Below are 14515 nucleotides of genomic sequence, written 5' to 3'. Positions count from 1 at the left end.
GTTGTTCTCCTGCTCTCAGTAGAGGCTGATCTCGGCGTCGCCGCCGTTGACGGCGGCCGTGACGGCGTAGCCGACGGCGATACCGGCGGCCTTGGTGACGGCGGTGCCGTTGGCGCCCACCTCGACCTCGGCGAAGGCCGCGATGTTGCCCCCGGCCGTGACGAAGGTGACGCGGCTGTTGCCGCGGTGGGTGCCGAGCGGCTTGCCGAGCGCGGCGTCCTGGGTGGACACGCCCATGGCGCGCCCGGCGGCGTCGGCGTGGGCCACGCTGATCAGGCCGCCGGTCCGGTTGCCCGAGATCTTCAGGAACCGCTTGCCGATCACGGCCGCGCTCGCGTGCACGGTCAGGTCGGCACCGGGCTCGTAGACCCCGTGGTTCTCGTTCGCCATGTCAGGCTCCCTTCACGGCCGGGGCCGGGTAGCCCGGGAACCAGCCGTCGTCGCTGGCGGAGGCCTCCGCCGAGGTGGCGTCGTGCCCGAGCTCCTCGATGGGCACGATCACGGGGGCGCTCTCGAGGTAGGCGCGGGTCTCGGCGGGGGCGCGGTCGTACTGCTGCTGCCAGGCCGCTCGGGCGGCCGGGGGGAACCGGTCGCGGTGCGCGTCCAGGAACGCCTCCCGGTCCTGGGTGCGGAGCCGCTCGGCGGCCTGGGCACCCAGCTGGGCGTTGCTCTGCGCGGTCTCCCAGGCGACGGTGGGCACGAGGGTGAAGCCCTCGGGCGCCGTCGCGGTGGTGGCCGCGCTGGTGGTGCTCGTGCCGGCGTCCTCGGCGCGCTCGGCGAGCGCCTCCGTGATCGCAGCCACGATGGTCTCGGCGTCCGCGGTCTCGGGGAAGCCGACCTGCTCACGCAGGGTTGCGATCTGCTCGTCGGTGAGATCCACGAGAGCAGCTCCTTCCGTTCTGTTGGACCCGGGCGCGGACGCGACCGGGGGCTTGGGGGTGCCGCTGCGCGAAGCGCCGGCGGCTGCGGGCCGCTCGCCCTGCCAGGCGGCGCGGGCGGCGGGGTGGACCGTCTGCTCCAGGAGCGCGAGGTCGTGCGCGATCCGCGCGACCATCTCGTCGTCGTCCTCGTCGATCTCGTCCTCGGGAGCGACGGGCGGACTGCCCGCGGCCGGTCGAGTTCCGACGCTGTCCGCGAGGCCGGCGGAGACCGCGGCCTCAGCGGTGTACCAGGTGCCGCGGCCGTTGTTGGCGAGCATCACCTGGCGCCACTGCTCGGCGGTGCCGCCGGCGCGGTAGGCGTAGACGCCGGCGTAGTTGGCGCTCTGCCCGTCGATCCACTCGGCTGCCGCGCGCAGCTCGTCGGCGTTGCCCCAGCCGCCGGTGGAGGCGTCGTGGAGCATGAGCTGGGAACCGGGGCACATCACGATCTCGTCGCCGGCGATCGCGATGACGGATGCCGCGGAGGCGGCCAGCCCGTCGACGACGACGATGATCTTCGCGGTGTGGTTCCGCAGCAGGTTGGCGATCGCGATGCCGTCAGCGGCATGGCCGCCGGGCGAGTGGATCCGGACGTAGATGACGTCGTCGTCCATCGTGCGCAGGGCGTTGCTGACGGACTCGGCGTCGAAGCCTCGCCACCAGCCGCCCACGAGCCCGTAGAGCCACAGCTCGCCGACGGAGCCGGCAGGCGGGGCCTCGGTGGTCTCGTCGTCGACGGCGGCGGCGGCGACTCGGGAGCGGTCGCCGACGAGCATCTGGGCCTGGGCTGCCACCTGGTGCGGGGTGCGGATGGTGAGGAGTCCGGGCTGGGACATGTCGCCTCCTTGGCGGACGGTCGGGGTGGTCATGCGGCGGCCCGGCTCACGTGCTGGCGGAGGAAGGCGGCCAGGTCGTCGTCGTCCTCGAGACCGGCGGCCTTCCGGAGCAGGGAGATCTCGTCGTCGACCTCGGTGGCGGTGCCGATGGGCTCGAACACGATGAGCGGAGCGGGCTCGGTGCGGCCGAAGTTGATGTCGACCAGGTCCTCGACGACGTGGAAGTTCGAGGTGTCGGCGTAGTCGCCGGCGACGTGGTCGAGCGACTGCGTGAAGAAGTCCTTGAACGAGCTGCCGAGTGCCCAGGAGCCGGTCTGCGACCCGAGGTTGAGGAAGTGGGCGAGCACGGCGCGGGCGATCTGCTCGTCCTGGTATCGGACGAACTTCTCGGGGTCGAGGAGCTGGCCCTCGACGCCCTTCAGCGCGAGCTCGGCGCCGTGCGGTAGGGCCGCGCCGGAGTTGCTGCCACCGCGGGCCTGGGTGGCGATCGCCTTGCCCTTCTCGAGGCTGGTCTCCTTCTCGGCCGCGGTGTAGACGGGGAGCCCGACGCTGTTCCGTTCGACGCCGATCGACCAGTGGCGCAGCGCGCGGTCCTTCAGCAGCCAGTTCTTGTAGGCAGAGCGCAGCAGGCTGGTGCCGAGCCAGTTGCCGCCCTCGCGGTCGAGGACGTACGCCACGAGCCGGTTGACCGGGATCTTGCTGCCGCCGGCCCCGGTCATCACCGACATGGGCGCGTACTGCTCGATCGACACCAGGCCGCCGTCGCGGGCGACGTTGATCTGCGAGATCGACCGCTGCATCCGGGGCGCGAGCTTCCGGATCCGGGCACGGCCCTGCTCGTCGTAGCGGTAGACCTGCTCGAAGTACATGTGGCCGAACGGCAGCATCAGCAGCGCCATCCGGGTGTGCTGGTTCCAGGAGAACCGGTCGCGGCCTCGGAGCCGGGCCTGGTTGTTGCCCTCGGACTCCTGGCCCTTGATCGGCAGGCCGAGGTTGCTGGCCACGAACTCGGTGACCTCGGGCCGGCAGCCGGTGCCGTCGACGGACCACCGGGTGCGCAGGATCGGCGAGGTGACGGCGCGGAGCACGGAGGACACCTGCGCGTCCTGCCGGCGCATCTTGTCGAAGATCGGGATCGAAAGCGGCCAGACGAGCTCGGGGGTGTCCTCGTTGCTGAGGTCGTTCCAGAAGCCGCGGCCGCCAACGGTGTCGTCGTGGGCGTAGCCCTTCTCGCGGACGGCGACGGGCGAGGGGGCCGGCTCGGTGGTCGTCTCGGTCATCGGACCTCCTCTCGGTGAGGGCGCGGCCCGCTACCGTGGGTGTACGTACACCTACGGCGGGATGGGACACGGGGATGGACGAGGAGGCGGCGAGCACCGCTGGCCGGCGGTCGCTGGACGCGGACTTGGCGAGCGACGCCGCGGCGAAAGCGAAGACCCCGACGGCGAATCTGCACGCGGTCGAGCTGCACCGGGAGGCGGCTGCGTGGTGGCGGCGGGCGGGCGACGCGCGCCTGGTCGAGCGGCACGAGACGTGGGCGAAGCTGCACGCTCAGCTGGCCGCGAGGCTCGGCGACGACGAGGGCTAGGCACAATGGCCGCCATGACGCCGCCGAACCAGCCGAAGACCCAGCACCGGAGCATCCGGGTCCCTGACGAGCGGTGGGCGAGAGCGAAGGCGAAGGCTGCCGCTGACGGGACGACGATCAGCGCCGTGTTCAACGCGTTCCTGGACGAGTACGCGCCGCCGTCAGAAGCCGACGGTGTTGACGTCGAACTGACCTGACCCGGGCGTCTTCCCCTGGCGCTCCTCGTCGAGTGCCTCGGGGTCCGGCGGCGGCTCCTTGGCGTCGGTCAGGATGTCGAGCGCCTCAGCTGCCCAGCATCCGCCGAGGAACGCGGAGACGTCGGCGGCGACTGCGCGGCGGAGGGTCGTGGTGCCGCGGACGGTTCGGACGCTGGCTTCGGCGAGGGCGGACGTGAGGACGCTCCCGCCGCGGTGGACGAGGTCGGGCAGTCCCTCGTTGGGGTCCGCCTCGACGATGACGTCGTGCATGTTGCCCCAGGCGCGGGTGACTTCCTCGACGGTGAGGAGGTGCACGGGCACGCCCTCATCCATGATCGGCCCGACGAGGTTGTTCGCCGGCGACATCGGGTCGATCGCGACGCCCAGGCTGTCGTGCTTCTCGTGGAGCCGCGCGATCTCCTTAACGGTCCACTGCGTGCCGGGCTCGTTCTTGATGCACTCGATGTGCTTACGCCCGTCGGCGCGCCGGCCGGCGACGGTGATCGAGGACCGCATCCGGTCCCACTTGGTCTCGATGGTGAAGACGACCTTGCCGACGATCGTCGAGTCCTTGTCCTGGGCGCGCTCCCAGCGCATCCGCGGGATGATCCAGTCCTCGCCTTCCTCGCGGGGGTAGTCGCCGATCCCGAGGTGCTCGTGGCCGAACTTCTCGAGGGAGAGCCGGCCCAGCTCGCTCTCCATGTAGCTCGCCGTCATGCGGCGCCCGAAGGCGGGGTTGACCAGCGCCCAGGTCCTCGGCGACGTGGGGTCGTCTTCGTCTGCGGCGACCCACCGGTAGGCGACCATCCGGCTTGCGCGCTTCTCGGAGCGACGGACCATGCGGCCGAGGACGACGGAGCGGCTGTTGCCGGCGTTCCCTCCCCACCACAGTTGAGGGTTGGGGCGGGCGCTGAGGGTGGGTCCGAGAGCGGCGATGTGGTCGTCGGTGATCTCCTGCGCCTCGTCGAGGATGACGCAGTCGCCCGTGAGGCCGCGGCCGCCGCCGGCCGTGCGGGTGCGGAACTTGACCATCTGGCCGGTCCACAGGGTGATGGACAGCTGGCCGTTGGTGCGGCGGAAGCCGCTGGTGCGGCCGTCGTTGACGACCTGCTCGTGCAGGACGGGATCGGACCGGATCAGCCCTTCGATGCGCTCGAAGGCGTTCTTGGCGGTGTCGCCCTCGTGGGCTGAGTAGACGATCAGCTGCTCACCGAACAGGAACAGGCCAGCGAGCACGCGGGCCTCGAACACCACGCTCTTGCCGTTCTGGCGGCTGAGCTCAACGAGCACGTCATCGGCGGCCCAGCGCTCGGCCGGGTTGCCGGCGGCGTCGTACCCGTCGACGATCGCGCAGCCGTCGATCAGGAAGTTGCGTTGCCACTCATCGAGGTCGAGGCCGATGCGGTCGCACAGCTCGACGGCCTCGTCGCCCCGGGAGTACTTCGTGTCGGGCACCCACAGCCGGTGGGTCGGGTCCTGGGACCCGAGGATGTGCTCAGGAGGTGCGACGGCCACTTCGCTGCCGGAGTTCGTCGAGCCAGGTCACGCTGCCTCCCTTGCCGGAGCCCTCGCCGTCGGGGGCGTCGCCACCGCCGCTCGGCATCGGGGTCCTGGTCGTGCCGGCCAGCCCTCGCAGCTGCGACATCGTCATGCGGAGCTCGCGCGCCGCGGTGGCGGTTGCGTTCGGGTCGCCGCGGTGCTCGTCGACGACGCGGGCGAGGACGAGGGCGGCCGCGGCGAGTGCCGGCGCCGCGGTCCGCAGCCGGTCGACCTCCTCGGCGGTGGCGGTCTCGATCGGGCCGAGCTGGTCGGTGACGGGCAGCGGGTCGGTCGAGATGATCCGCATGCGCTCCTGCGCGACGTCGACGAGCTGCGCCATCGCCTTCAGGTCGCCCTTCAACGCCTTGGGCCACAGGACGGTCTGCAGCTTCTCCAGCCGGTCGACCTCCAGCGCCTTCGCTTCGTCCCGAGCCGGCGGCAGGCTGCCGGCCAGCGCTCGCAGGTACGACGCGTGAGCGGTCGAGACGTCGCGGAAGTTGAGGCGGTCGGCGATGACGTCGAACGGGACGCCGGCGCGGCGCAGTTCCAGGACGTTGCGATCGCGGGCGGTGACTCGTGGAGCCGCAGCCTTCTTCGCCGGCGCGCGCTTCGTGGTCTTCTTCGCCGCGGTGGCCTTCTTCGCAGGCGCCTTCTTCGCGGTGCTCTTCTTCGCAGCCGGCTTGGCGGCCGCGCGCTTCTTCGGAGGGGTCATCAGGCGGCCTCGAGGAACGAGACCGCCTCACCCGTGGCAGCTCGAACGGGGAGCTCGCCGGTGTGCTGTTCCCACCGACGGCAGATCACGTCGACGTACTTCGGGTCGAGCTCGACGAGCGCGGCGACACGGCCGGCGTGGTGGCACGCAATGAGCGTCGATCCGGATCCACCGAACGTGTCGAGCACGAGCGCACCCGGGCGGGTGTTGTTCTCGATCGCGCGTCGTACGAGCTCGACCGGCTTCATGGTGGGGTGCTCGGCCGAGCGAGCGGGCCGCTCGTGCTCCCACACGGTGGACTGCTTGCGACCGCCCTCCCACGTGTGGCCGGCGCCAGGCTTCCACCCGTACAGCACCGTGCCGTGCTCGTCCTCGAAGTGGGGCGGCACGGCAGGGGTCCCGTCGAGCTGCCAGCCGTAGAAGATCGTCTCGTGCTGGCCGTGGTAGTCGGCGCGGCCGAGGACGAACCGGTCCTTGACCCAGACGATCTGCTGGCGGAGCGGGAGCCGCGCCTGGTCGAGCGCGAGCCGGAACAGGGTCTCCAGCGCCCCCGAGGGCGAGCACACGTAGAAGCTCGCACCCGGCGCGAGGACCTGGGCGGCCGCGGCGAAGGCGCCGTCGAGCAGCTCGCGCAGCTGCTCGGGCGTCAGGTCGTCGTTCTGGATGGTCAGCTGCTTCGCCGTGCCCCCGCGGTACGAGACGCCGTACGGCGGGTCGGTGAACAGCAGGCCGGCAGGACGCTCATTGAGCGCCACGCGGACGTCCTCGATCGAGGTCGCGTTGCCGCACACCACCCGGTGCGGGCCGAGCTGCCAGACGTCGCCCTCGATCGAGATCGGGTCGGCCTCTGGGTAGTCCGGGGCGTCGTCGACGTCGGTCAGCGCCTCGGCCGGTCTGGCGGCCGCCAGGATCTCGGCGACCAGGTCGTCGTCGTACCCGGTGCCATCGGTGCCGGCGCCGCTCGCCTGCAGGAGCTCGAAGACTTCGGCGAGCACGGCGTCGTCGGTCGATGCCAGGTCGTTCATGCGGTTCTCGACGAGCAGGATCCGCAGGGCGGCGTCGTCGTCGACGTCGACCCAGAGCACCGGGACCACCGTGGCGCCGCGTGCCTTCGCCGCGGCGAGTCTGTGGTTCCCGACGAGCACGTGGGTCGTCGAGCGCTGGGCGACGATCGCGCCGAAGAACCCGTTGACGTCAATCGAGCCGGCGATCCCGTCGAGGTCGCCGCGGCGCGGGTTGCGCGGGTGGGGTCGCAGCTCGTTGACGTCGACGAGCGCGTACTCCTGCTCGAGGAGTACTGCGGCCGAGGCGGCCAGGCCGTCGACGACCCGAGCGGCGCTGCTCACCAGTCCCTCGACGGGTTGAATCGCTTGCGCTGCAGCGCTGCTTCGGCGCCGGCCTTCCGGTTGCAGCTCGCGTGCTCGATTCGGTCGCCGACGGCGTTCGGGTCGTCAGCGAGGTCCACCGAGTGGCCGAGGTCGAGGTCTTGCCCCTTCAGCATCGGCTCGCCGCACCGCGGACACGGCGTGTTGAGCGCGTGCGGAAGCAGCTGCTCGCGGCGCTGCTGGTGGGACCACCCACGAGGGTTGCTCACACCGGTTCCCCGTGCGGGCGGTGGGCCGGGTCGAGCCCCGAGCCGGCCGCCAGGCCGCGGCTGCCGACGCCGTCCTCAGAATTTTCCCGATGACGGGGAGAGACGGCCTGAGCGGCAGTCAGGAACGACGTGGGGTCCCCGAATTTTTCCTCAGCGAGGCCCCGAGAGACGTGCTCAGAGCGCGCGTCGAGCAGGCTGTCGATCTCCGCGCCGAGCCGGAGCTGCCGAGCCACGTCGGAGGCACGACAGGCTGCGAGACGACCGGCGCTGAGGTGGGTCAGCGCCTCGTCGATCTCCTCGAGCGAGAGGTCAGCGTCGACGACCATCAGCCGAGCACGACCTCTCCGGAGCGGCGATCGAGGTGGGGTAGGAGCTCGACGTAGTGGTCACCGGTCCAGCCGGCAGCGGGCGTAGTCACGTAAACGAGATCCAGATCGGCACGGGGGTTCAGGTGCCGCGGATCGGTCAGCACCTCGAACCGGATCCATCCGCCAGTCAGCGACGTGATGCGCTCGCGCCCGTTCGCCAGGTGCACGGAGTCGGTCTCGTCGTGGAACAGCGGGTCCTGGCGCGCCAGGTGCAGTGCCTCGCGAACGTCGTGCATGGTCGGGCTCAGCACCAGCACGCGCTTGTCGAACCTCATCTGCAACAGCAGGCCGGACATGACGATGCGGTTCACGAGGATCACCTCCTCGCGTCGAAGCCTTGAACTGTCTCGTTCAAGTAGCCGTTGTCGCGTGACCGGCCCGGCCCGAGGTCACGGTGACACCGGGCCGGTCACGCTGCCGCCGTGGCCGGCCCCAGCCGCACCACGTGGACCCCGGAAATGCAGAAGCCCCGCGGACCGGTGGTCAGCGGGGCGGTAGGTACAAGACGAGCAACAGTGACAGGAGGGTGACGTACGAGCGTGAACGAAGTCAACTACCCGGACTAGACCCCGCGTGTCGGACCGAACCGGCCTCTGACCAGGGATGATGAGGTCTGACTAGGTCTGATCGAGAGGCTTGATGTGGTCGGCCGGGACCCAGCCCTGACGGCCAGACCAGGAGATGTTCCCGCCGCCCGAGAACCACACGACCATGCCCTCCCAGCCGCCGCTCTTCGGGTTGCGTCGCCACTCGACGAGCACTCCAGGCTTCCGCTCGTGCCACCGGCCATCGAACGCGACCCAGACGTGCTGCGGGACGGTGTACCCCTTGGTTCCGGTCCCGTCGTTCGCACGCATCCGATCAGTGTGCAGGCTCTCGTCAGTGCCTCGATCAGCGACGTGCCTTGCGGCGTGCGCGTCGTCGAGCACGGCGTCGGGCACGGCGGGCGCGGCGGCGTCGCCGGCGACGTTGGGCGCGGGTGAGGAGCCGGCCACGGAGGCGGACCTTCCGGTGGTCGGATGCCTCGGTGTACGGAAGCGCGACCAGCTGCGGCTCCAGCAGGCCCGCGACGAGGCAGAAGTCGATCCACCGTCCTGACCCGCCGTGCGTGCCCTTCTCGTCTGGGATGGCCGGGAGCTGCAGCTCTGGCCAGGCCTCGCGAAGGTAGGCCCGGACCCACGCCTTGTGGACGTCGAGGTTCCAGTCGGCCCACACCACCACGAAGTCGGGCCGGTGCTTGGCCGTCCAGTCGGTGACGATGCTGCGGTAGCGCTGCACCGCGAGGCGGTACTGCCGGGCGCGATCGCTTCCCCAGGCGGCCTCGACGGAGGCGGGTAGGTGGGCGTCGGTGATGATGCCCGTCTCGCCGGTGAGCAGGTGCCGTACGACGGCGACGGTGCACACCACGATGTCGCCCGGCCCCAGGTCGGGGCCGATCTCGTACGACCGCCACGACACGACCAGCCACACGGACCCGTCAGCAGCGAGCGCGGTCTCCCCCATCGGGCCGGGACCACCCTGCAAGAGCTCCCACCCGTTGCGCTCCAGGACGCGTGTCAGGTCGCGAGAGCGGCGAGCGCCGGCCACCTCAGTCCACCCGGCGAGCTGGACGTGCTCCAGGGTGTCGACGGCCTCTGCACAGAGGCTCCGCGAGGTGCGATCCCACCTCGACGCCGCGTGGTCCATCTCGATCCGGGTGGCGCGCCGCGGGAGGACCTTGCGAAGCAGCCCGGCCGCTGGGTGGCCGGTCACTCGCTGGCTTCGCTCTCAGCCGCGGCGTCCTCAGCGTCCAGCTCGTCCCAGGCGCGCACCCAGTCGTAGCCGCTCACCTGGTGCCGTCCTCGGGCGTGAGCGGTCCGGGCGGAAGGATCCTGCCCCGACCTGTAGACAACTCTACAGTTCCGTCTGTAGAGTGCTCTACATGGAGATCACGTACAGCACCGGCACCTACTACGGCGAGGCCGAGACCCTGCACCGCTGGTTCGCGGTCATCGACGGCGAGCAGGTCGGCGAGCTGTACGTCGCGATCGACACCGAGATCATCATGAACATCGAGGTCGACGCCGCCCACCGGGGCGAGGGCATCGCCCGAGCCCTGTACGAGGCCGCGGACGCTCAGCTCGTCGAGCTGAGGCACGCGCCGGCCGCAGCCTGCACCCCGGAGGGCTTGGCGTTCGCCGAGGCGATGGGCGGCCCGGTCGCCGACGACATGGACGAGCTCGCCACCTACCACGAGATGATGGAGGACTGACCCAGTGAGCACCGACTGGACTGCCTGGCTCGGCCCCGCCGCCGAGGCCATGACCGACGAGCAGCGCGAGCGGTTCGAGGCCGAGGCCGAGGCCGCGATCGCACGCATCGGGGATGACCCCGACCTGCAGCCCGAGCGCGACACCGCGCTCGCCGCGCTCACGCAGTACCTGCTCGGCGAGACCGACATCGACGAGGCGGGCCGGAAGCGCCAGCGGACCCGCGAGGCGGCCCGACACGCCTCGATCGCGGCGCAGCAGGTCGCGCTCCTCGCTGTCCGTGACGGCATGGCCGAGGCCGAGGCGGGACGCCGGGCCGGCCTCGACCGGATGACGGTTCGGAAGCTGCTCGGGAAGATCTGACCCTTCTCGTCCGCCTGAGCGGCCCGTGAAGCGCAGCGGCAAGCGAGCGGGTGGAGCAGCGAGTCGCCTACCTCGCACTCGTCGTCGTGCGCCCCCTTCTCGGCCTGGACGTCAGCCATGGCGGGCCTCCTCGATGAGGGCGCGCAGCTCGGCGTTGACGATCGCGCGGTCGTAGGTGGTGACGTCGGCGGGGACTGCCTCGCCGTGACGGATCCACGCTTCGAGCTTGCGGATCAGCTCGGAGCGCCGAGCGTTCACCCGGGCGTAGTCCCGGCAAGCCTGCGAGAACCCCTCGCCGGCCTCCTGGGCGTGGTCCTTCCAGTGCTTCACCTCTGCACGGAGGCGCTCGATCTCCGCGTCAGTCTCGGTCTGGACGTCACCCACGGCGCACCTCGCTCCACTTCGCAGTCAGGCCGACAGTGGCCTCGACCGGGTCTCGCTGCGAGCCCATCTGGCGGGTGACGGCGGTGACGTTCGCTCCGTCCGGGATGCCAGGCAGCCACGCCTTGATCTGGTGCGCCATGAGGTAGCTCCCGGGCTCGGCCGTGACTGTGCTGCTGCACTCGACGTGCACCTGCTCGGCGGCGCTCACGGCCGTCCCCACAACACGCTCAGGGCAGCAATGGGCAGCGAGAACATCGCCGCGCAGCAGCCTGCGGCCTCGAGGACGGCGATCATGCCCGGACCTCGCGGTCGCTGGGGATGCGGTCGTTCATGTCGAGCTCCTTCGAGTGCTCCGGCGCCTCTTGCGCCGAGGGGTGGCGGCCGCGAGCTCCTTCACGCTCGCGAGGTCGTACAGCGCCGTCCTGCCGTCGGCATCGAGGCCGACCGGGAACAGGCGCTCGGAGGAGATCCAGGTCGCGACCGTGGTGCGCGGTACACCGGCAGTCCGAGCGGCCTCGGAGACGTTCACCAGCACACGGGCGGTCACGACTGCGCCAGCCGCTCGTGCTCGGCGAGGACCTGGTCGTACGGGATCCAGATCGCGACCTCTGGCCACGTGTGGGCCGCCTCAGCGGCGTCGTACGACGACCAGTCGACGTCGACGCCGGCGACCGACTTGGCGCGGATCGGGTTGTGGTTCGTGCCGATCTCCTCAACGGCGACCTCGACGGGCAGCAGCGGGACCAGACGCTCCTTGACCAGAGCCGCGAGGGTGACGTGCCAGGCGGATGTCGGGTCGTACAGCACTCGGCCGGCTGGATCGTCCGTCGGGTACGGCAGGCCGAAGGTGTCGCAGTAGTCGAGTAGCTGCGCAGGGACGTCGCCGTCGTTGAACCCGAAGCGGGAGAACAGGCACTCGGAGCCGAGCCGCAGCGCGTCCTGCGGTTCGCCGACGTCGACGACCGGGATCCCGAGCTCCTCCGACACGAAGGCCACCACCGCGGGGTCGGCGCCGGCCGGGTCGATGCGCCAGCCGGTCATGCGGCCTGCCTGCGGATCTCCGACAGGACGCTGGGGTTCTTGATCTCCCACATCCCCTGAGAGCCGCGCAGCTCGACGGGGCGGTACAGCGGCCGCACGTTCGTGATCTGCAGATGCGCAGCGTTGTCCTCGGCCCAGGGCGAGCAGAGCCGGCCCGACGCGAGGCACTGCTCGGAGGTGTGGATGCCGGCGAGCGTGGCGATCGCCAGGACGTGGCCGAACATCCAGGCCGGGTCAGCGCCAGGCCCTCCCGGGCCGAAGCCCGGGTCGACCGTCGACAGGCGGCGCATCCGGTTCCAGGCGTCGGTGCCGGCGTACCGGAGGCCGGCGTGAATCGCGATCGGGCCAGGGCGGTTGAACTGCGCGACCGCGGCGTGCAGCCCAGTGCGGTTGCGGCGGTTCTCGACGTCTTTCCCGCCGCGGACGATCGCCCACGCCCAGGGCTGCTGGACGGTGATCGCGCGCAGGGTCCTCACGAGCTCGCTCCCCCGTCTCGGCCGCGCGGGTAGCGGTGGATCGTGCCGAAGGGCACCTCGGCCGTCACCTCGACCGTGGTGAAGCCCTCGTGCGTGACGACGCGGACACCGCGTCCCTGCTGCAGCGCGGTCTCACATGCCTGCTCGATCCGCGCGGCCTCGGCCTGGGCGAGCTGCAGTACTGCCCGCTCCAGCGCCTCGGCCGCCTCCGAGGTCTTCCCGCCGCGGCGGCTGCGCGTCTCGACGGTCCAGGTGACCTCGACGCTCCGCTCGTCGACGAGCATGGCGAGGATGCCGACCGAGACGCACCAGTCCTCGTGAGGCGCGTCGGCGACGTGGCAGGTGCAGCAAGCGTCAGCGGCCAGGGCAAGCCGCGAGGCGACGATCTCCTCGACAGCCCGGTCACCGGCGCTCTCACAAGGCCCGCAGACGTACACCCCGGGCACCGTGTCGGCGTGGCGGCCGCAGACGCCGGCGTGCAGCTGGCGGCGCTCCTGGGCGGTCAGCGTGACCTTCAGGCGGGCGGTCATCGACGTCCCCGCTTCGCTCGCGCGACCGCGAGGTCGAGCACGTTCGTTGGCGCCGGCGGCTCGGGCTTGTCGACCAGCGCGGGCTGGCACGTCGCGGCGTGCGGCATCGCGCGGACCTCGGTCTCGCGGTCGATCATGTCGTCCTTGCCGAGCGCCCGCGCGTGAGAGCGGCGGGGGTTGATCGCGCGGACGGCGACGTTGCCCTTCGGGTCCTCCAGCGGGTCGAACGGCTGCCACTTGCCGCCCGGTCCGCGCTCGGACGCCACCGTGACGGCGAACACGATCGCGGCCTGGCACGTCCGGCACTTCGCCTGCATGCCCGGGACCGGGCGACGGGCCGTCACGACCGAGCCTCGATCTTCGAGCGCTCGTCGGAGCGGATGACGTCCTCCCAGCAGCGACCGCAGCCCACTCCCCCGACGCGGCCGGGCGTGTGCTTGCTGTGGCCCTGCTGCTGGCACAGCTGCGCGACGGCGCGGGCCAGCGGGTGGTGGCTGGTCAGGTGGGCCGCGGACTTCTTCCCCTGAGCGCCGGGCCGGTGGTGGCCGCCCTGGCGTCGGCCGGCGGTCGTGCCGGCGGCGAGGGTCATGGTGCCCTCGCGGATCCGCTCCTGCTCGGCCGGTGGGAGGTCGAGGAGCGCGAGCCGGCCCGAGACGTACGGCTGGGACCGCCCGATCTTCGAGCCCAGGGCGGCGTCGGTGAGGCGGTCGCGGGTCTTCAGCCGCTGCAGCGCGCGGGCCTCCTCGATCGGGTCGAGGTCCTTGCGCTGGCCGTTCTCGATCAGCATCTTCCCGAGGACGTCGTCGGGGTGGACGCCGGCCTTGATCAGGCACGGGATGTGGGTCCATCCGAGCTTCACCGCGGCCGCGTGGCGGCGGTGCCCGGAGACGATGATCAGCAGGCTCTGGTGGCGGCGTGCGACGACGGGCTGCACCAGGCCCTCGCGGACCATCGAGTCCATCAGCTCGGCGAGGTCGCCCAGGTCCTCGCGGACGTTCTCCGGGTCGGCCTGCAGGCGCTCGATCGCGATCTCGAGGTAGACGTCGCCCTCGTCGGCGTCGTCGACCTCGGAGTCGCGTCGAGCTGCTCGGGCGAGGATGTCCGCGGCGCGGCGCATCGAATCGGGCTGGGGCCATCCGTGCTGCTCGACGACGCTCTTGACCTGGGCGATGCCGAGGTTGTGGTTCGCGGCGATCGTCGGCAGCGCCTGGTTCGGGTAGCGGGCGTCCGCGGCCGCGCGGAGGATCGCCGCCTTCACGCCCTTCGGGATGTCACCGGACACGACGCACCTCCAGCCGGACCGCCACCAGCGCTTCGGCGTCGGCCGCCACGTACACCCGGGCACCGTTGTCGAAGCGGATCATCCGGGGCGTGCCGCCGCGGGTGTCGAGGCGGAACGCGACGATGCGGCCGGCCTCGCTCTGGCCGTGAGCGTCGAGGATGCCCGTGGCGTCGGCGGCGACCTTCAGCCGGCCGATGATCGGCACCCGGAGAACGTCCATGCCGATCGCCAGCCGGTCGATGGGCACCGACCGGGTCGTGAAGTTGCCCATCGTGGGGTTCGCTCGCGCCCAGTCGTCGACCCCCCGGTCGGCGCTAGCGCCGGGTCGGTGGGTGGGGGCGCCGTGCATCTGGGCGACGCGGCGCCAGTGGCGCGCCCGGCGACGCGCGGCGGTGAGCGCGACGAGCAGGCAGATGATGACGATCGCTCGGAACAA

At 71.3% G+C, this 14515-nt stretch carries 23 protein-coding genes; 4 read left to right on the top strand and 19 right to left on the bottom strand.

What is annotated here, in order from left to right; genetic code table 11:
- Nucleotides 1-15: 15 nt before the first annotated feature.
- Genes VMF51_RS18240 through VMF51_RS18230 form a run of 3 tightly spaced genes read right to left on the bottom strand, consistent with a single transcriptional unit; the run spans nt 16 to nt 3036 of the window.
- Entirely contained in the window at nt 16-390 is a 375-nt protein-coding gene (locus VMF51_RS18240) for a hypothetical protein (protein WP_325475885.1), read from the bottom strand.
- A 1-nt stretch (nt 391) separates the two neighbouring features.
- Nucleotides 392-1756 carry a head maturation protease, ClpP-related gene (locus tag VMF51_RS18235; RefSeq protein WP_325475884.1) on the bottom strand — a complete coding sequence of 455 codons (1365 nt, stop codon included), beginning with the start codon at nt 1754-1756 and terminating at the stop codon, nt 392-394.
- A gap of 29 nt (nt 1757-1785) precedes the next feature.
- A complete protein-coding gene (locus tag VMF51_RS18230; protein WP_325475883.1) occupies nt 1786-3036 on the bottom strand; it encodes a phage portal protein family protein in 1251 nt (416 codons plus the stop codon).
- A gap of 74 nt (nt 3037-3110) precedes the next feature.
- Between VMF51_RS18230 and VMF51_RS18225 the strand changes: the two genes are divergently transcribed.
- Both VMF51_RS18225 and VMF51_RS18220 read left to right on the top strand, forming a co-directional pair.
- On the top strand, nt 3111-3344 hold the full coding sequence (locus VMF51_RS18225) for a hypothetical protein (RefSeq protein WP_325475882.1): 234 nt from the start codon (nt 3111-3113) through the stop codon (nt 3342-3344).
- Between the two features lie 14 nt (nt 3345-3358).
- Nucleotides 3359-3541 (top strand): hypothetical protein, encoded by a 183-nt coding sequence (locus VMF51_RS18220; protein WP_325475881.1) that lies wholly within the window; start codon nt 3359-3361, stop codon nt 3539-3541.
- On the opposite strand, the gene VMF51_RS18215 is transcribed toward VMF51_RS18220, so the two are convergent.
- The 7 genes from VMF51_RS18215 to VMF51_RS18185 form a co-directional block, all read right to left on the bottom strand.
- Nucleotides 3506-4996, bottom strand: a complete 1491-nt coding sequence (locus tag VMF51_RS18215) for a hypothetical protein (protein ID WP_325475880.1) — start codon at nt 4994-4996, stop codon at nt 3506-3508. The two genes, VMF51_RS18220 and VMF51_RS18215, sit on opposite strands and share 36 nt — an antisense overlap.
- Before the next feature lie 40 nt (nt 4997-5036).
- Nucleotides 5037-5792, bottom strand: coding sequence for a hypothetical protein (locus tag VMF51_RS18210; RefSeq protein ID WP_325475879.1), 756 nt, complete (start codon nt 5790-5792; stop codon nt 5037-5039).
- Nucleotides 5792-7138, bottom strand: coding sequence for a DNA methyltransferase (locus VMF51_RS18205; protein WP_325475878.1), 1347 nt, complete (start codon nt 7136-7138; stop codon nt 5792-5794). Before VMF51_RS18205 ends, VMF51_RS18210 begins: the two co-directional genes overlap by 1 nt.
- Before the next feature lie 244 nt (nt 7139-7382).
- Nucleotides 7383-7712 carry a hypothetical protein gene (locus VMF51_RS18200; protein ID WP_325475877.1) on the bottom strand — a complete coding sequence of 110 codons (330 nt, stop codon included), beginning with the start codon at nt 7710-7712 and terminating at the stop codon, nt 7383-7385.
- The gene (locus tag VMF51_RS18195; RefSeq protein WP_325475876.1) at nt 7712-8065 is read right to left on the bottom strand and encodes a hypothetical protein; all 354 of its coding nucleotides are present in this window, start codon (nt 8063-8065) and stop codon (nt 7712-7714) included. The genes VMF51_RS18200 and VMF51_RS18195 overlap by 1 nt, the downstream gene beginning before the upstream one ends.
- 306 nt (nt 8066-8371) lie before the next feature.
- A complete protein-coding gene (locus VMF51_RS18190) occupies nt 8372-8611 on the bottom strand; it encodes a hypothetical protein (protein WP_325475875.1) in 240 nt (79 codons plus the stop codon).
- A gap of 34 nt (nt 8612-8645) precedes the next feature.
- Entirely contained in the window at nt 8646-9257 is a 612-nt protein-coding gene (locus VMF51_RS18185; RefSeq protein ID WP_325475874.1) for a hypothetical protein, read from the bottom strand.
- 418 nt (nt 9258-9675) lie between these two features.
- Between VMF51_RS18185 and VMF51_RS18180 the strand changes: the two genes are divergently transcribed.
- Together VMF51_RS18180 and VMF51_RS18175 are read left to right on the top strand one after the other, a co-directional pair.
- A complete protein-coding gene (locus VMF51_RS18180) occupies nt 9676-10005 on the top strand; it encodes a GNAT family N-acetyltransferase (RefSeq protein WP_325475873.1) in 330 nt (109 codons plus the stop codon).
- Nucleotides 10006-10009: 4 nt separating this feature from the next.
- A complete protein-coding gene (locus tag VMF51_RS18175; protein WP_325475872.1) occupies nt 10010-10366 on the top strand; it encodes a hypothetical protein in 357 nt (118 codons plus the stop codon).
- Nucleotides 10367-10477: 111 nt separating this feature from the next.
- Here the strand turns inward: VMF51_RS18175 and VMF51_RS18170 are convergent, their stop codons facing one another.
- From VMF51_RS18170 to VMF51_RS18130, 9 genes are all read right to left on the bottom strand, one after another.
- Nucleotides 10478-10750: a hypothetical protein gene (locus VMF51_RS18170; RefSeq protein ID WP_325475871.1), complete on the bottom strand. Its 273-nt coding sequence runs from the start codon at nt 10748-10750 to the stop codon at nt 10478-10480.
- Nucleotides 10743-10958, bottom strand: a complete 216-nt coding sequence (locus VMF51_RS18165) for a hypothetical protein (RefSeq protein WP_325475870.1) — start codon at nt 10956-10958, stop codon at nt 10743-10745. Before VMF51_RS18165 ends, VMF51_RS18170 begins: the two co-directional genes overlap by 8 nt.
- A 120-nt stretch (nt 10959-11078) precedes the next feature.
- Nucleotides 11079-11297, bottom strand: coding sequence for a hypothetical protein (locus VMF51_RS18160; protein WP_325475869.1), 219 nt, complete (start codon nt 11295-11297; stop codon nt 11079-11081).
- Nucleotides 11294-11791, bottom strand: coding sequence for a hypothetical protein (locus tag VMF51_RS18155; protein WP_325475868.1), 498 nt, complete (start codon nt 11789-11791; stop codon nt 11294-11296). The genes VMF51_RS18160 and VMF51_RS18155 overlap by 4 nt, the downstream gene beginning before the upstream one ends.
- Nucleotides 11788-12267: a hypothetical protein gene (locus VMF51_RS18150; RefSeq protein WP_325475867.1), complete on the bottom strand. Its 480-nt coding sequence runs from the start codon at nt 12265-12267 to the stop codon at nt 11788-11790. Before VMF51_RS18150 ends, VMF51_RS18155 begins: the two co-directional genes overlap by 4 nt.
- Entirely contained in the window at nt 12264-12797 is a 534-nt protein-coding gene (locus tag VMF51_RS18145; protein ID WP_325475866.1) for a hypothetical protein, read from the bottom strand. The genes VMF51_RS18150 and VMF51_RS18145 overlap by 4 nt, the downstream gene beginning before the upstream one ends.
- Complete coding sequence (locus VMF51_RS18140) at nt 12794-13141, bottom strand: hypothetical protein (RefSeq protein WP_325475865.1); 348 nt, start codon at nt 13139-13141, stop codon at nt 12794-12796. Before VMF51_RS18140 ends, VMF51_RS18145 begins: the two co-directional genes overlap by 4 nt.
- Nucleotides 13138-14079, bottom strand: coding sequence for a ParB/RepB/Spo0J family partition protein (locus VMF51_RS18135; protein ID WP_325475864.1), 942 nt, complete (start codon nt 14077-14079; stop codon nt 13138-13140). The genes VMF51_RS18140 and VMF51_RS18135 overlap by 4 nt, the downstream gene beginning before the upstream one ends.
- Nucleotides 14069-14515 carry a hypothetical protein gene (locus VMF51_RS18130; protein ID WP_325475863.1) on the bottom strand — a complete coding sequence of 149 codons (447 nt, stop codon included), beginning with the start codon at nt 14513-14515 and terminating at the stop codon, nt 14069-14071. Before VMF51_RS18130 ends, VMF51_RS18135 begins: the two co-directional genes overlap by 11 nt.

Origin of the sequence: Nocardioides sp., assembly GCF_035503875.1 — a bacterium.
Classification (GTDB): domain Bacteria; phylum Actinomycetota; class Actinomycetes; order Propionibacteriales; family Nocardioidaceae; genus Nocardioides.
Note: the sequence above shows the minus strand (reverse complement) of the source record. Positions and strands in the feature narration are given on the sequence as shown.

Coding starts and splice junctions, on each gene's coding strand:
- VMF51_RS18210 (WP_325475879.1), bottom strand. CDS start 5,792: ATGACCCCTCCGAAGAAGCGCGCGGCCGCCAAGCCGGCTGCGAAGAAG.
- VMF51_RS18185 (WP_325475874.1), bottom strand. CDS start 9,257: ATGGGGGAGACCGCGCTCGCTGCTGACGGGTCCGTGTGGCTGGTCGTG.
- VMF51_RS18240 (WP_325475885.1), bottom strand. CDS start 390: ATGGCGAACGAGAACCACGGGGTCTACGAGCCCGGTGCCGACCTGACC.
- VMF51_RS18155 (WP_325475868.1), bottom strand. CDS start 11,791: ATGACCGGCTGGCGCATCGACCCGGCCGGCGCCGACCCCGCGGTGGTG.
- VMF51_RS18230 (WP_325475883.1), bottom strand. CDS start 3,036: ATGACCGAGACGACCACCGAGCCGGCCCCCTCGCCCGTCGCCGTCCGC.
- VMF51_RS18145 (WP_325475866.1), bottom strand. CDS start 12,797: ATGACCGCCCGCCTGAAGGTCACGCTGACCGCCCAGGAGCGCCGCCAG.
- VMF51_RS18235 (WP_325475884.1), bottom strand. CDS start 1,756: ATGTCCCAGCCCGGACTCCTCACCATCCGCACCCCGCACCAGGTGGCA.
- VMF51_RS18190 (WP_325475875.1), bottom strand. CDS start 8,611: ATGCGTGCGAACGACGGGACCGGAACCAAGGGGTACACCGTCCCGCAG.
- VMF51_RS18220 (WP_325475881.1), top strand. CDS start 3,359: ATGACGCCGCCGAACCAGCCGAAGACCCAGCACCGGAGCATCCGGGTC.
- VMF51_RS18180 (WP_325475873.1), top strand. CDS start 9,676: ATGGAGATCACGTACAGCACCGGCACCTACTACGGCGAGGCCGAGACC.
- VMF51_RS18225 (WP_325475882.1), top strand. CDS start 3,111: ATGGACGAGGAGGCGGCGAGCACCGCTGGCCGGCGGTCGCTGGACGCG.
- VMF51_RS18200 (WP_325475877.1), bottom strand. CDS start 7,712: ATGGTCGTCGACGCTGACCTCTCGCTCGAGGAGATCGACGAGGCGCTG.